This is a genomic window from Microbacterium sp. SYP-A9085 (genome assembly GCF_009649635.1).
Taxonomy (GTDB): domain Bacteria; phylum Actinomycetota; class Actinomycetes; order Actinomycetales; family Microbacteriaceae; genus Microbacterium.
The window spans coordinates 48490-63098 of record NZ_WJII01000006.1; the positions used below are offsets into that span (position 1 = coordinate 48490).

13 protein-coding genes are annotated in these 14609 nt (G+C 71.9%); 6 read left to right on the forward strand and 7 right to left on the reverse strand.

The window, feature by feature from the left end:
• Positions 1-7: 7 nt before the first annotated feature.
• Together GH740_RS11800 and GH740_RS11805 are read left to right on the forward strand one after the other, a co-directional pair.
• A complete protein-coding gene (locus tag GH740_RS11800) occupies positions 8-1375 on the forward strand; it encodes a dihydrolipoamide acetyltransferase family protein (protein WP_172978364.1) in 1368 nt (455 codons plus the stop codon).
• Positions 1372-1848 carry a hypothetical protein gene (locus tag GH740_RS11805; RefSeq protein ID WP_153746309.1) on the forward strand — a complete coding sequence of 159 codons (477 nt, stop codon included), beginning with the start codon at positions 1372-1374 and terminating at the stop codon, positions 1846-1848. The genes GH740_RS11800 and GH740_RS11805 overlap by 4 nt, the downstream gene beginning before the upstream one ends.
• A 6-nt stretch (positions 1849-1854) precedes the next feature.
• On the opposite strand, the gene GH740_RS11810 is transcribed toward GH740_RS11805, so the two are convergent.
• From GH740_RS11810 to GH740_RS11825, 4 genes are all read right to left on the reverse strand, one after another.
• Complete coding sequence (locus tag GH740_RS11810) at positions 1855-2514, reverse strand: response regulator transcription factor (protein WP_153746310.1); 660 nt, start codon at positions 2512-2514, stop codon at positions 1855-1857.
• Positions 2511-3725, reverse strand: coding sequence for a sensor histidine kinase (locus tag GH740_RS11815; RefSeq protein WP_367641530.1), 1215 nt, complete (start codon positions 3723-3725; stop codon positions 2511-2513). Before GH740_RS11815 ends, GH740_RS11810 begins: the two co-directional genes overlap by 4 nt.
• Before the next feature lie 65 nt (positions 3726-3790).
• Positions 3791-6601: an aconitate hydratase gene (locus GH740_RS11820; protein ID WP_153746312.1), complete on the reverse strand. Its 2811-nt coding sequence runs from the start codon at positions 6599-6601 to the stop codon at positions 3791-3793.
• 153 nt (positions 6602-6754) lie between these two features.
• The gene (locus GH740_RS11825; protein WP_153746313.1) at positions 6755-7234 is read right to left on the reverse strand and encodes an Lrp/AsnC family transcriptional regulator; all 480 of its coding nucleotides are present in this window, start codon (positions 7232-7234) and stop codon (positions 6755-6757) included.
• Positions 7235-7306: 72 nt separating this feature from the next.
• On the opposite strand from GH740_RS11825, the gene GH740_RS11830 reads away from it, so the two are divergent.
• The 3 genes from GH740_RS11830 (at position 7307) to GH740_RS11840 (ending at position 10592) form a co-directional block, all read left to right on the forward strand.
• Positions 7307-8710: a DUF6421 family protein gene (locus tag GH740_RS11830; protein WP_153746314.1), complete on the forward strand. Its 1404-nt coding sequence runs from the start codon at positions 7307-7309 to the stop codon at positions 8708-8710.
• Positions 8711-8796: 86 nt separating this feature from the next.
• A complete protein-coding gene (locus GH740_RS11835) occupies positions 8797-9492 on the forward strand; it encodes an SDR family NAD(P)-dependent oxidoreductase (RefSeq protein ID WP_367641531.1) in 696 nt (231 codons plus the stop codon).
• Positions 9493-9518: 26 nt separating this feature from the next.
• Complete coding sequence (locus tag GH740_RS11840; RefSeq protein WP_153746315.1) at positions 9519-10592, forward strand: low specificity L-threonine aldolase; 1074 nt, start codon at positions 9519-9521, stop codon at positions 10590-10592.
• Between the two features lie 377 nt (positions 10593-10969).
• Here the strand turns inward: GH740_RS11840 and GH740_RS11845 are convergent, their stop codons facing one another.
• Positions 10970-12349, reverse strand: a complete 1380-nt coding sequence (locus GH740_RS11845) for a hypothetical protein (RefSeq protein ID WP_153746316.1) — start codon at positions 12347-12349, stop codon at positions 10970-10972.
• A 238-nt stretch (positions 12350-12587) separates the two neighbouring features.
• Complete coding sequence (locus tag GH740_RS11850; RefSeq protein ID WP_153746317.1) at positions 12588-13220, reverse strand: NUDIX hydrolase family protein; 633 nt, start codon at positions 13218-13220, stop codon at positions 12588-12590.
• Positions 13221-13337: 117 nt separating this feature from the next.
• Between GH740_RS11850 and GH740_RS11855 the strand changes: the two genes are divergently transcribed.
• Complete coding sequence (locus GH740_RS11855; RefSeq protein WP_153746318.1) at positions 13338-14015, forward strand: alpha/beta hydrolase; 678 nt, start codon at positions 13338-13340, stop codon at positions 14013-14015.
• 187 nt (positions 14016-14202) lie between these two features.
• Here the strand turns inward: GH740_RS11855 and GH740_RS14230 are convergent, their stop codons facing one another.
• Positions 14203-14607: a GreA/GreB family elongation factor gene (locus GH740_RS14230; RefSeq protein WP_216644940.1), complete on the reverse strand. Its 405-nt coding sequence runs from the start codon at positions 14605-14607 to the stop codon at positions 14203-14205.
• Positions 14608-14609: the final 2 nt, after the last annotated feature.

Here is a 14609-nt window from a genome sequence, read left to right on the forward strand (position 1 = left end):
GAACGCGATGCCTGAAGTGTTCATGCCGCGACTGTCCGACACGATGACCGAGGGCGCCATCGCCCAGTGGCTCAAGGCCGAGGGGGACACGGTCGCGCGCGGCGACGTGCTCGCCGAGATCGAGACCGACAAGGCGGTGATGGACCTCGAGGCGTACGAGAGCGGTGTGCTCGAGAAGATCCTCGTGCAGCCGGGCGAGAACGTCGCGATCGGGGCGGCCATCGCCGTGATCGGCGCCGGGTCCGGGTCGTCGGGCGGGTCGGATGCCGGGGATGCCGCGGCCGCGCCGGAGACCGCCGGCGGCGCATCGCAGGCCGACACCGGCCAGGAGCCGCCGGCCGCGCGTGCCGACGCGTCGGCGGAGGACGCCGAACCGGCCGCCGCGCCGAAGGGCGAGGATGCGCCGAAGGCCGAGGCGGAGACACCGGCCGACGCGTCCCAGGCGCCCGCGTCGTCCGGGTCGAAGGTCAAGGCGACCCCGCTCGTGCGCTCGCTCGCGCGCAGCCACGGCATCGATCTCGGCACCGTGCATGGCACGGGCCCGGGCGGCCGGATCATCCGCGCCGACCTCGAGCAGCTCCTCACCGCGGGAAAGCCGGCCGCGCAGCCGGCGGCCGCGGCATCCGTCCCCACCGCACCGGAGCCGCAGTCGGCCCCGGGCGCGGCGGCGCCGGTCGGCGCGCCGCAGGAGGACGACGAGCGCGTGCCGCTGTCGCAGATCCGCAAGGTCACCGCACGTCGGCTCACCGAGGCGGCACTCGTGCCGGTGTTCCAGCTCACGACCGTGCTGGATGCCTCGCGGCTGACCGAGGTGCGCCGGAACATCAACACGAGCCTCGCCGACTCCGGCGTGAAGGTCAGCGTGAACGACCTCGTCGTGCGCGCGGTGGCCGTCGCCCTGGCCGCCCACCCGGAGGTGAACGCCTCGTTCGGCGGCGACGCCATCCTGCGCCACAAGCACGTGAACGTGGGAGTCGCGGTCGCGCTGGAAGACGGCCTCGTGGTCCCGGTGATCAAGGACGCCGACCGCAAGTCGATCACGGCGATCGGCGCCGAGGTGAAGGACCTGGCCGCCCGCGCCCGTGCCGGGCGGCTCAAGCTCGACGAGATGACCGGCGGCACGTTCTCGGTGTCGAACCTGGGCATGTTCGGCATCGACGCTTTCACCGCGGTGATAAACCCGCCCGAGGCCGCGATCCTCGCGGTGGGGGCGACCGTGGACGAGCCGGTGGTCGTGGACGGGCAGGTGCAGGTGCGTCCCCGCACGCGGCTGACGCTGACGGTGGACCACCGCGTGCTGGACGGCGCTGCCGCGGCCGCGTTCCTGCGCGATCTCACGAACCTGCTGACCGAGCCGCTGCGGATCCTGGTGTGATCACCGTGAGTGCGGGAGCGTCCGGCGTCGTCCGCCGGGCGCTCCCGTTCTTCGTCGCCGCGCTCGTGTGCGTGGTCGCCGGCGGGCTGCTGGCCGCCGCGACCGCCTACGTCACGACGCAGAAGACAGCGTGGGCGACCGCGTACCTCGTGCTCGTGGGCGGCATCGCGCAGGCCGGACTCGGCGCCGCGCTGAGCGGGCTCGCCCAGCGCCCGAGCGTCCGGCTCGCGTGGGTGGTGTTCGTGCTGTTCAACGCCGGCAACGTCGGCGTGCTCACCGGACAGCTGACCGGGCTCGTCGCGATGACCCTCGTCGGCGGGGCGGTGCTGGTGGCCGCGCTCGTCGTGGTCATCGTCGCGACGCGGCGCGGTGTGCCCGCGCACCCGGTGCTGGTGTGGGGATTCCGGGTGCTCGTGGTGGTGCTGGCCGTCAGCATCCCGACCGGGCTCCTGCTGGCGCTGTTCGGCCGCTGACGCCGGCTACCGCCGCCGGCCGGACCCGGACTCCAGCCCGTGCTCGAACGCGAACACCACCAGCTGCACGCGGTCCCGCAGCGCGAGCTTGGCAAGGATCCGGCTGATGTGTGTCTTCACGGTTGCCTCGGACAGGAATTCGCGCGCGGCTATCTCCGCGTTCGACAGTCCGCGGGCCGCGAGGGCGAAGATCTCCCGTTCCCGGTCGGTGAGCCGGCGGTAGGCGTCCGGGACCGCAGCGGGGGCGGCATCCGTCGCCTGCGTGAAGAGGTCACGCGTCGCGGATGCCGCGATCACCGCCGACCCGGCGTGCACCGTGCGGATAGCGGCGAGCAGGAACTCCGGGTCCGCGTCCTTCAGCAGGAATCCACTCGCGCCCTGCCGGATGGCGCGCGCGGCCGCCTCGTCCAGGTCGAACGTCGTCAGCATCACTATCCGCGGCGCGTCGGGGACCTGCAGCAGCTGGGCGGTGGCGGCGAGCCCGTCCATCACCGGCATCCGGATGTCCATCAGCACGACGTCCGGCGCGCTGCGCTGCACCACCTCGACGGCCTCGCGCCCGTCGGCGGCCTCCCCCACGACCTGCATGTCCGCCTGCGAGTCGATCACCATGCGGATGCCCGCACGGAACAGCGCCTGATCGTCGGCCAGCACGACCCGGATCATGCCGGCCCCGAGATGGGAATGCGCGCGCGCACGATGAACGACGCGCCTTGGGCGCCGGCATCCAGGGTCCCCCCGGTCAGGAGCGCGCGCTCGCGCATCCCGATCAGGCCGTGACCGCGCGGCGCACCCCCGGGTTCGGTCGTCACGAAATGCGGGTTTTCCGGCTCGGAAGTCGCATTTTGCGACGACCGAACGGTGGCGCGGGCGGGCAGCGCGTTGCGCACGGAGAGCTCGACGCGGTCCGGATGCCACGCCAGCCGCAGATCGACCGGCGCGCCGGCGCCATGGCGCAGCGCGTTCGTGAGCGCCTCCTGCAGGATCCGGTACACCGCCAGCTGCACCGATGTCGGCGCGGCGACGCGGGGCGCGGGGGCGATGTCCACGCGCAGCGCGAGCCCGGCCGCGCGCACCTGCGCGAACAGGGTCTCCAGATCGGCCGCGGTCGGCTGGGGGCCGTCCTCCTGCCGGTGGCGCAGCTGCGCCAGCAGCACGCGGACGTCCGCGAGGGCGGCGCGGGCGGTGGAGGCGATGGTGCCCAGCGCGGCATCCCGGGCCCGCGGATCGGCGCCGGCATAACGGGCACCGTCGGCCTGGGCGATCACGACGGCGAGCGAGTGCGCGACGACGTCGTGCATGTCGCGGGCGATGCGCGTGCGCTCCTGCTCTGCGGCGGCGTCCGTCCGGGCGCGCTCCCGGGCGAGACGGTCGGCCCGGGCCCGCGCCGCGGTGCGGACCAGCGCCCCGGCCGTCCACGCCAGCAGCAGCGCGAACGTCGCGGCGATCAGCGCGGCCAGCGCCGCCGGGAGGGTCTCGACGGTGAGGGGGCCGGTGCTGAGGACCAGGTACACGTAGACCGTGGCGACCGCCGCCCCCACGAGCGCGGAGGAGAACCCCAGCCAGAACACCCGCCGCGACCCGTACGCGGCGGCGGTGTACAGGACGGCGAACACGGCGAGGTCCACGGCGCCGGGCGGACGGCCGAACGCCATCTGCAGCGCGGCGCCCGCCCATGCCAGCGCGAGCGCGAGCGGGGGCGACAGCCGCCGCACCGCGAACGCGCCGCCGAACACTATCGACAGCAGGGCCGCGACGGGGACGTTGCCCGCGATGGCGACCCCGAGGGCGTGCTCGAGCGGCAGGGCGAGCAGGGCGAACGCGGCGGCGACGATCACATCGATGACGATCTGATACGTCGACAGGGGCCGGAACACGCCCTCCACGCTACGGGAGCCCGGCGCGCGCGGCATCCGCCGTCAGATGTACTCCGGACCCGTCCTCAGCGCTGCGCCGTGGACAGGCGCTGACGCAGCACGTACGGGAGGATGCCGCCGTGGCGGTAGTACTCCCGCTCGGTCGGGGTGTCGATGCGCACGGTCGCGGTGAACGTGCGCTCCTGCCCGTCGTCGGCCCGGACGTGCACGGTCACCTCGCGGGGAACGGCGTCGGCACCGGCGATGCCGGTGATCGCGTACGTCTCGGTGCCGTCCAGCCCGAGGGATGCCGCCGACTCCCCGTCGCGGAACTGCAGCGGCAGGACGCCCATCCCGATCAGGTTCGACCGGTGGATCCGCTCGAACGACTCGGCCAGCACCGCCTTCGCGCCCAGCAGCAGCGTGCCCTTGGCGGCCCAGTCGCGCGACGACCCGGATCCGTATTCCTTGCCGGCCAGCACTATCAGCGGTGTTCCGGAGGCGGCATACGCTTCGGATGCCGCGAAGATCGTGGTGGGTTCACCGCCGGGCAGCACCCGGGTGAACCCGCCTTCCACGCCCGGCACCAGCTCGTTGCGCAGCCGGATGTTTGCGAACGTGCCGCGGATCATCACCTCGTGGTTGCCGCGTCGCGACCCGTACGAGTTGAACTGGCGCGGCTCCACGTCGTGCGCGGTGAGGTACTCCCCCGCGGGCGAATCGCGTTTGATCGAGCCCGCCGGCGAGATGTGGTCGGTCGTCACCGAGTCGCCCAGCTTGGCCAGCACGCGGGCGCCGGTGATGTCCTGCAGCGGCTCGAGCTCGACCCCCATGCCGTCGAAGTACGGCGGGCGCCGCACGTACGTGGAGTCTTCCTGCCAGTCGAACCGGTCGCCCTCCGGCACCGGCAGCGCGTTCCAGTTCTCGTCGCCGGCGTAGACATCCGAGTACCCCTCGGTGAACATGCGGGCTTCCACGCACGCGTCGACGACCTCCTTGATGTCCTTCGCGCTGGGCCAGATGTCCTTCAGGAACACCGGAGCGCCGTCGCCGCCGGTGCCCAGCGGATCGCGGTTCAGATCCACGTGCATCGATCCGGCGAGCGCGTACGCGACAACCAGCGGCGGCGACGCGAGGAAGTTCATGCGCGTCTGGGAATGGATCCGGCCCTCGAAGTTGCGGTTGCCGCTGAGCACCGATGCGACCGTGAGATCGCCGGCGTCCACGGCGGCGCCGACCTCCTCGATGAGCGGGCCCGAGTTGCCGATGCACGTCGTGCATCCGTACCCGACGAGGTGGAAGCCGAGCTCGTCGAGGTACGGCGTGAGGCCCGCCCGCTCGAAGTAGTCGGTCACCACGCGAGACCCGGGGGCGAGGGATGTCTTCACCCACGGCTTGGACTTCAGACCCTTCTGCACGGCGTTGCGCGCCAGCAGCGCCGCCCCGATCATGACGGACGGGTTCGACGTGTTCGTGCACGAGGTGATCGCCGCTATCACGACGTCCCCATTGTCGAGGCTGAGCTGCTCGCCGCCCAGGGCGAGCGGCTGCGGGTGGGACGGCCAGTCGTCGGAGGCGTCGTCGTCGACGGGCGCAGCCACCGCGGCGTGCGGCTCGAACATCTCCGGCTCACCGAGGAACGGGTCGGATGCCGGGAACGTGTCGTCGATAGCGTCGTCCAGGGCCGTGAGCGTCTTCACGTCCGCCGCCGGGTCGGCCAGCAGCCGCTGGACGGTGCGCTGGGCGACCGCAAGCGGGATGCGGTCCTGCGGCCGCTTGGGGCCGGCGATCGACGGCTCGATCGAGGCGAGGTCGAGTTCGACCACGTGCGAGTACTCCGGCTCGCGGTCGGGGTCGTGCCACAGCCCCTGCGCCTTCGCGTACGCCTCGACCAGAGCCACCCGCTCCGGGCTGCGGCCGGTGAAGCGCAGGTAGTCCAGCGTCTCGTCGTCGATCGGGAAGATCGTCACAGTCGACCCGTACTCGGGGCTCATGTTCCCGATCGTGGCGCGGTTGGCCAGCGGGACGTTGGCGACGCCCGGCCCGAACAGCTCCACGAACTTTCCGACGACGCCGGTCTGACGCAGCAGCTCGGCGACGGTGAGCACCATGTCGGTGGCGGTCACGCCCTCGCGCAGCTCGCCGCGCAGCTTCAGTCCGATCACCTCGGGCAGCAGCATCGACACCGGCTGGCCGAGCATCGCGGCCTCGGCCTCGATGCCGCCCACGCCCCATCCCAGCACGCCGAGCCCGTTCACCATCGGGGTGTGCGAGTCCGTCCCCACGAGCGTGTCGGGGTACGCCTGCGGCATCGGGTCGCCCGCGGCATCCGCCCCGAACACCACGCGGGCCAGATACTCCAGGTTCACCTGGTGGCAGATGCCGGTGTCCGGCGGCACGACCACGAAGTCGTCGAACGCGTGCTGCGCCCAGCGCAGCAGCTGGTAGCGCTCGCGGTTGCGCTCGAACTCGAGGTCGGCGTTGATCTTCGCCGACTGGGGGCGCCCGAAGCTGTCGGCGATGACGGAGTGGTCGATCACGAGCTCGACCGGGATCAGCGGGTTCACCTGCTGCGGGTCGCCGCCGAGCTCGTCCATCGCGTCGCGCATCGCGACGAGGTCGACAACGCACGGCACGCCGGTGAAGTCCTGCAGCAGCACCCGCGCCGGAGTGAACTGGATCTCGGAATGACCGACGTCGGCCCCGTTCCAGGCCGCCAGCGCGCGCACCTGATCGGCGGTGACCGAGGCGCCGTCCTCGTTGCGCAGCAGGTTCTCCAGCAGGATCTTCATGCTGTACGGCAGCCTGTCCGAGTCCGGGATGCTGTCGATCCGGTAGATCTCGTACTGCTTGTCGCCGACGGTGAGCGTGTCCTTCGCCCCGAAGCTGTTCGTCATCGTTGATCGCCTCCCGGCAGGTCGCTGGCGGCGGGCTGGCGGCTCCCGCGACGCCTCTGCGGACATCCTGCCCCAGATCGCGCCGCGCGGGCAGGGGGCTTCGTGACCGGGGCGCGTCTCGGAGGCGGGACCCGGGATCGGGATGCCGCCGACTCAGCGAGCGGGAACGGGGACGAGCGTCCGGTTCTCGTAGAACGTCTGCAGCACGACCGTGGTGCGCGTGCGCACCGCCGCCGCCCGGCGGATCTCGCCGATCAGCCGCTCCAGGTCCCGGGGGGAGGCGACGCGCACGAACAGCATGTAGCTGGCGTCGCCGGCGATCGAGTGGCAGGCCTCGATCTCCGGCAGCGGCTCGAGCAGCTCGGGCGCGTTGTCGGGCTGGGCGGGATCCAGGGGTGAGATCTCGATGAACGCGGCCAGCGGCTTGCCGACGGCCTCGGCGTCCAGGATCGGCCGGTACCCGGTGATCACGCCGCGGGACTCGAGCCGGCGCAGCCGCGCCTGCACGGCCGAGACCGACAGGCCCACCGCCGCGGCGAGCGTCGCGAGCGTCGCGCGGGCGTCACGGGAGATCTCCGCGAGGATGCCGGTGTCGGCCGCATCCAACGGCGCCTCTGATGGCGATTCACTCATGCCCGTAATATTATCGGTGTATCGGCGATCAGACCGGAAGATTTACGCATCATATGCAGATCGGGGGTTCCCATGTCCACGAGTCAGATCCACACCGCACCCGCGCAGGAGGGCGCCGCGGCGGACGTCGAGACCTCCGCCGCCTGGCTCACGCTGAAGGATGCCGCAACCGCCCTGCAGGGTCTGCAGACGCAGGATGGATCCGTCCCGGACGAGACGGACACACCCCGCGCGGCAGAGCTGGTGGCGCGGATCACGGCGTCGATTGACGAGCTCGCCCCGCTGTTCCCCTACGACGAGGCCTACCTGACGGCATCCGTCCGCGACTTCGACCGCTGGGCCGCCGAGGGCTTCGGCGTGCCCGACTTCTACGACTCGCTCGTCGCGTTCCATCCCGAGCAGCACCGCGTCGACGGGCTGCGGCACCTTGTCGTGTTCCCGATGTACACGCAGAACGGGTCGAGCAACCGGTACGTCGAGGCGCTGATCGTCGAGGTCATCTGGCCGGAGTTCGTGGCGGCACTGGAGGCCGGCGACTACGGCAACAAGTTGTTCGTGTCGCTGCGCCTGGTCGACTTCACCGCCGGCTACGACACGAATTCGGCGGTGCTGTTCCCGGAGACCGTCGCGATGCGGGAGATCCCCACGTTCACGTGGGGGGCCATCTTCCAGGACCGCGAGGCGGCGCGCTACCGTCGGGTGGTGCGGGCGGCATCCGAGATCACGAAGCTCGACCTGCCGGCCGAGGCGGCGCGGATGCTCGACGACCAGAAGCTCGCCGAGGAGACGTTCGTGATGTGGGATATCATCCACGACCGCACCCACATGCGCGGCGATCTGCCGTTCGACCCGTTCATGATCAAGCAGCGGATGCCGTACTTCCTCTACTCTCTGGAGGAGATGCGCTGCGACATGACCGCGTTCCGGGAGTCCGTGGCGATCCAGCGGCGGCTCGAGGCGCAGGATCAGCGCAGCGAGGTCGAGGAGCAGATCCTCGCGCACGCGAAGCTCGTGCAGTACGCCGTGATCTTCGACCGCATCTTCCGGTTCGCGATCACCGGGACCCGGGTGCGCAACTACGACGCGGTCGGCGGTCAGCTGCTGTTCGCGTGGCTGCACCAGCGGGACGTGCTGCACTGGACCGACACCGCGCTCGCGTTCGACTGGGCCGATGTCCCGGCCGCCGTGGTGGCGTTGGGCGACGCCATCGACGACCTGTACTGGCGCTCGATCGACCGGCCGAAGACCGCGCACTGGCTCGCCGCGTACGAGCTCGTGCGCTCGGTGCTGACCCCGAACCCGGCGTCGGCGTGGGCACGCGGCCTGCCGGACGAAGTGCTCGGCGGTGCGCCGCGCGGATACACGGATGCCGTGAACGACGACGAGTTCCCGCTGTCGATGTTCTACGAGGCGCTGGAGAAGAAGATGCGCGACGTCATAGCGTCGACCTCCGGCATCCGCGCCGCCGACCGCTGATCCAACGCCGTGTCGGCGACGTCGTACTATTTCGTCGGCGGTAACGGCGCGCGGCATGGTGGCCGCACGACAGAGGGGAAGCGGCAGTGACGGATCTGACAGGGCGCACGGTGCTCGTCGCGGGTGCGACCAGCGACAGCGGCGCGGTGGCGGTGCAGGCGCTGCGGGATGCCGGGGCCTTCGTGGTCGCGGTGGGGCACGATCCCGCGAAGCTCGAGGCGCTTGCCGCGCGCGTGGACCCGGCCGGTGCCGGGACGGCGTGGGAGACCGCGTCGTGCGACCTCACCGACGAACAGGCGGTGTTCGGGCTCGCACAGCGCCTGCACGGTGACGGCATCCGCGTCGACGGGGTGCTGCACCTCGTCGGCGGATGGCGCGGCGGTGGGGGCCTGGCCGGACAGTCCGACGCCGACTTCCGCTTCCTGGAGCGGTCGCTCACGGCGCTGCGGCACGTGAGCCGCGCGTTCGACGACGACCTGAACGCATCGGATGGGGCGCGCCTGGCGATGATCTCGTCGACCACGGTCGCGCGACCGCTGGCCGGCGGCGCGAACTACGCGGCGATCAAGGCGGCCAGCGAGGCCTGGATGCACGCCGTCGCGCAGGGCTTCGCGAAGACTGCGCGGGACGCCGGCCGGCCGCTGGCGGCGGCATCCGTCGTCTTCCGGGTCAAGGCGCTCGCGGGCCTCGAGCAGGAGGTCGCCGACCGCTTCATCGCGCTGTGGGACGCCGACCCCGCGGAGGTCAACGGCGCCGTGGTCGACCTGACCGCCGCCTCCTGAGCCGCTTTCCCGCAGGACTAGATTGGATGTCTGTGACCCCTCTGCATGACCCGAACCTGCGCGGCTTCGCGTCCGACAACTACTCCGGCATCCACCCCGACGTCCTCGCCGCCATCGCGGCGGCCAATGAGGGGCACCAGATCTCGTACGGGGAGGACGTCTACACGACGCGCCTGCAGGAGGTCATGGTCGACCACTTCGGCGAGGGCGTCGAGGCGTTCCCGGTGTTCAACGGGACCGGAGCGAACGTGACCGCGCTGCAGTCGATGCTGCCGCGGTGGGGCGCGGTGATCACGGCCGCGACAGCGCACATCAACGTCGACGAGCAGGGTGCACCGGAGCGCGTGGGCAGCATGAAGCTCCTCACGGTGCCGACCGAGGACGGCAAGCTGACGCCCGCGCTCGTGGACCTGCAGGCGTGGGGGTGGGGGGACGAGCACCGCGCGCAGCCGCTCGTGGTGTCGGTCACGCAGTCCACCGAGCTCGGCACGCTGTACACGCCGGACGAGCTGAAGGCCCTGTGCGACCACGCGCACGGCCACGGCATGCGTGTGCACCTCGACGGAGCGCGCCTGGCCAACGCCGCAGCCGCCCTCGACGTGCCGCTGCGGGCGTTCGCCCGCGACGTCGGCGTCGACGTGCTGAGCTTCGGCGGGACGAAGAACGGGGCGATGGGCGCCGAGGCCATCGTGGTGCTCGACCCCGCGGCATCCACCGGCCTGACCTACCTGCGCAAGCTCAACATGCAGCTCGCGTCGAAGATGCGGTTCGTTTCGGCGCAGCTGGTCGCCCTACTAGAGGGCGACCTGTGGCTGCGCAACGCGCGGCACGCGAACGCCATGGCACAGCGGCTGCGCACGGGCGTCGAGAAGGGCCTGGCCAACGGGTCGATCCGCGGCGTCGCATTCGCCCAGCCGACGCAGTCCAACGGCGTGTTCGCGACCCTGCCGGACGGTGTGGCCGACCGGCTGCGCGAAGCGTTCCGGTTCTACGACTGGGATGCCTCGCGCAACGAGGTGCGCTGGATGTGCTCGTTCGACACCACCGAGGCGGACATCGACGCGTTCCTTGCCGCGATAGCGCGGGAGACCGCCGCCTGATCCGACGCGTGATCCGGTGTGCAGGCGGCGCGCAGGCGGCGCTCGATCCGGCGTGCGTCGTGGCGCCCGTGCGGGGTCGACATCCTCGGCCATGTCACACAACATGCGGGTGTTCGACCCCCGAAGCCGCCGTTTCTGAGACACGCTCGACTTCGCGTCCCAGTTCACACCGGCTGAGGGCTCGCGAACCCGCAGGTTCTGCGACGCGCGCGGCGCGGGTCGCAGAAGACGCGACATGCCGACGCGCGTGGCGCGAGTCTCAGAAGACGCGACGTGCGGGGCCGTGAGCCCGCACGTTGTGCGACTCGCACTCACGGCTCGGGAGGACCCGGATGCCGCGGCGCGGCGGGTCCGCGACGACCGGCGCCGGGCCCGGCTCAGCTCGCTGTTTCGAGTTCTTCCGACGCCGCTACGGCGTCATCGGCAGAGGAGCCGAGATCCGCGGCATCTGCCGGCGCCTGCGCCGCGGCATCCGCCACCGGCAGCGTGGAGGCGGGACGGATGAGCTCCTTCACCTCGGCGAGGAAGCTCGTGAGCTGGTGCTGCTGCCATCGCAGCTGGCGCGCGCGGTCTTCGGCGTCCGTGAGCACGTCCTGGGCATTGGCGGTGACGAGATCCATGATCTTCTGCGCCTTCACGCGGGCCTGCTCGAGGTGGGCGCCGGCACGCACCTGAGCGTCGGCCTCGATCTGCCGCGCCTGCGCACGCGCGAGCTTCTCGTAGTCGTCGGCCTTCTCGGTGACCCGCTTGGCGTGATCGGCCGCCGCAGTGACCTGGTCGTTCGCGTCCTTCGTGATCCGCTCGGCGTGCGCGACGGCCTGGTTGTGCAGTGCGAGGAACTCCTGGTGCGCGTCATCCTGCCGGCGGGTGAGCGACTCCTCGAACTCGAGCGTGCGCACACGCAGCTCGCGCACCGCCTCCTCGGCCTCGCTGCGGTCGCGTGAGGTCTCGCGCGCCACCATCGCGCGCAGGGCGGCCGCGCCCTTCTCCGCCTCCGATCGGATCGCCGCAGCCTCCCGCTGTGCCTGCTCGACCTTCTCGGCGGAGTGCGCGGCTTCCCGCTCCAGCTGCGCCTGGTGGGCGGTCACCTCGGTCTCGATCCGCAGCCGGGCCTGCTGTGCCTCGTGCTGGGCCTCGGCGATGATGGCCTCGGCATCGGCCTGCGCCTGTGCGCGCCGGTTGTCGACCTCTTCGCGCGCGGCCTCCAGCAGCCGGTCGCCCTGCACGCTCGCGTTGCGGATCAGGGTGGATGCCTGCTCCTCGGCGACGCGCAGGATCTCCTCGAAGTGCTTCTTGTTCGGCGACGACTCCGACGTGCCGCTGAGCTCCTCGGTGAGGGCCTGCACCTGCTTCTGCGCCTGCGCCGTCTGGGCGTGCGCCGCGGCCAGATCGGCCTTCGCCTGGGCGAGCGACTCGGTGAGGCGGCCCCGCTCGGCGGCGTCCTCCGCGCGGACCCGCTCGACCTCGTCGCTGCGGCCGGCCGCCGCATCCTGCGCCGCGTCCTCGAGCTCGGCGATCCGCTCGCGCACGCTCTCCAGGTCGGCGTTCGCACGATGCCGCTCGTCCTTGAGCGCGGCGATCTCGTCGCCGGCGGCGCGGATGCGCGACTTCAGGTCGCCGATCGCGGTGTCCACCTCGTCCTTGTCATAGCCGCGGAACGCCGTCGTGAAGCCGGTGTCGACCGCCGCCTGGGCCAGGATGCTGTCGAACGATGCGTCGTCCGGGGCGATGTCGGAAGGGCTGGTCTGGTCGTGCATGGGGGCGACTCCGGTCTCGGATGGCGGCCGTCGCCAGCAGAAGCGGACCCGGCGGCCGCGTGCAACGGACCGGGATCCGCGAACTCTGCCACGACACACCGGGGGTTGTGTCGCAGATGACCTGCGGACGGCCCTTGCACGATAGCCGGTCTGGCTGAGAGTTCGGGGTGCCCGCGGCGCGCCGCCGAGGGATTCCGTCGAAGGGGACGATGGGTGTCAGCGCGCGCGTCGACGGCGTTCAGCGCAGGGCGCCGACGCTGGCCAGCGCCATCCGCAGCAGCGTCCCCCGACCGCCCTCCATGTCGGCGGCGACGGCGTCGGATGCCGCTTCCTGCGGCGTGAGCCAGGTGAGCTCGAGCGCGTCCTGGCGAGGGTCGCACGTTCCGGTGACCGGCACCACGAACGCGAGCGAGACGGCGTGCTGCCGGTCGTCGTGGAACGCGGTCAGTCCCGGCAGCGGGAAGTACTCCGCCACAGTGAACGGCGCCGGCTGGGCCGGGAGCAGGGGGAACGCCATCGGTCCCAGATCGTTCTCGACGTGGCGGAACAGCGCGTCGCGGATCGTCTCCCCGTACCGCACCCGGCCGGAGACGATAGTGCGGGTCATCTCGCCGAGCGGCGTGGCCCGCAGCAGCAGGCCCACCTCGGTGACCACACCCATCCCGTCCACGCGCACCGGCACGGCCTCGACGTACAGCATCGGCAGCCGGCGCCGCGCCTCGGCCAGCTCGAGGTCGCTGAGCCATCCCGGGTTCACGCTGCCCGCTCCGCCGGCGCTGAAGCCGCCGAGGGATCCGGAGACGAACGGCTCGCCGCCGGCCGGCCGCGACTCCTCCGGCTCCGGGTCGGGGTCGGGCGTGCGTACGGGCATGCCTCTTGTATACCTCACGGCGCTCGGCGGCGCCGGTGCGTCTGCGCGCGCCGCGCGAGGCCCGGCGCCCGCCACGGAACGGGCCGCGTGTCGCCGCCGTGCGGCAGGATGGTGGCCATGGAACCCGCCTCCACCGTGCGCATCGATGCCGACGCCGCCCTGTGGTCGACCGGGCACGAGGAGCGCCAGGACCGGCCGCTGCTCGTGCTGCTGCACGGCTACGGCGCCGACGAGAACGACCTGTTCGGGCTCGTCCCGTTCCTGCCGGACGCGTTCACTATCGCGGCGCCGCGTGCGCCGCTCGCTCCGCCGTGGCCGGCGCCGGGCTTCTCGTGGTATCCGATCGAAGATGTCGTGGACGTCGACCTCGCCGGCCGCGACCCCGCGCGCGTGACGTCGGCGGCCGCGGCGGTGCTGGAGTGGCTGGATGCCGCGGCACCCGACGTGACGCGGGTGGGCCTGGTCGGATTCTCACAGGGGGCGTCGGTCGCGCTGCAGGCCCTGCGGCTGGCGCCGACGAGATTCGCTTTCGCGGTCAACCTGTCGGGGTACGCGGCGCCCGGCGCGCTCGCGGGCGACGAGGAGCTGGCCGCGCGCAGCATCCCGGTGTTCTGGGGACGCGGGGACCGCGACGACGTCATCCCGCCGGCGCTCGTCGCGCACACGACGCAGTGGCTGCCGGCGCACAGCGCCCTGTCCGGGCGCGTGTACCCCGGTCTCACGCACAGTGTGTCCGACGAGGAGCTCGCCGACGTGCGGGTGTTCCTCGACAAGCAGCTCGTCGCCGCGGACTGACCCGGCGCACGCCGTCGCACCCGGCTGGTCGCGTGGTCCGTTCAAAACTCATCCGATGTCGCCGCGCCGGGTGCGAATCGGCGCGAATTCCGGCCGCCGACGCCGGATGTGCGGAGTTCTGCGCACGTGTCCGTGCGCAGGCCACGGATGCCGCGCCCCGCAGGGGCGTCTCAGCCGGCCGCGAGGGCTACGCGAACGGCGTCGCCGCGACGATGGTGACGGTCAGCTGTGCGCCGTTGGGCGCGGTGAAGCTCACCTCGTCGCCGACGCGGTGGCCGTTGATCGCGGCACCCAGGGGCGAGGTCGGCGAGTACACCTCGACATCGCCGTCGGTCTGCACGAGGTCGCGGCTTCCGAGCAGGAACGTCTCCGTGGAGCCGTCGCCCTGGAAGGTCACGGTGATGCGCATGCCGGGTTCCACGACGCCATCGTCGGGCTTGGTGCCGACCTCGGCGCGGCGAATCAGCTCGCGCAGCTCGAGCACGCGCGCCTTGCCGCTCTCGTCGCCGGGCGCGGCCGTGAGCGCATCGAGCTCGGCCTGCAGGGCCGCCAGGGCGGCCGGGGTCATCCAGACGGTGTCCGTTCCGGTCACGT

What these genes read in the sequence shown, in the direction of transcription:
- GH740_RS11855 (WP_153746318.1), top strand. Translation starts at nt 13,338, where the DNA reads ATGGAACCCGCCTCCACCGTGCGCATCGATGCCGACGCCGCCCTGTGG.
- GH740_RS11810 (WP_153746310.1), bottom strand. Translation starts at nt 2,514, where the DNA reads ATGATCCGGGTCGTGCTGGCCGACGATCAGGCGCTGTTCCGTGCGGGC.
- GH740_RS11850 (WP_153746317.1), bottom strand. Translation starts at nt 13,220, where the DNA reads ATGCCCGTACGCACGCCCGACCCCGACCCGGAGCCGGAGGAGTCGCGG.
- GH740_RS11830 (WP_153746314.1), top strand. Translation starts at nt 7,307, where the DNA reads ATGTCCACGAGTCAGATCCACACCGCACCCGCGCAGGAGGGCGCCGCG.
- GH740_RS11825 (WP_153746313.1), bottom strand. Translation starts at nt 7,234, where the DNA reads ATGAGTGAATCGCCATCAGAGGCGCCGTTGGATGCGGCCGACACCGGC.
- GH740_RS11845 (WP_153746316.1), bottom strand. Translation starts at nt 12,349, where the DNA reads ATGCACGACCAGACCAGCCCTTCCGACATCGCCCCGGACGACGCATCG.
- GH740_RS11820 (WP_153746312.1), bottom strand. Translation starts at nt 6,601, where the DNA reads ATGACGAACAGCTTCGGGGCGAAGGACACGCTCACCGTCGGCGACAAG.
- GH740_RS11800 (WP_172978364.1), top strand. Translation starts at nt 8, where the DNA reads ATGCCTGAAGTGTTCATGCCGCGACTGTCCGACACGATGACCGAGGGC.
- GH740_RS11840 (WP_153746315.1), top strand. Translation starts at nt 9,519, where the DNA reads ATGTCTGTGACCCCTCTGCATGACCCGAACCTGCGCGGCTTCGCGTCC.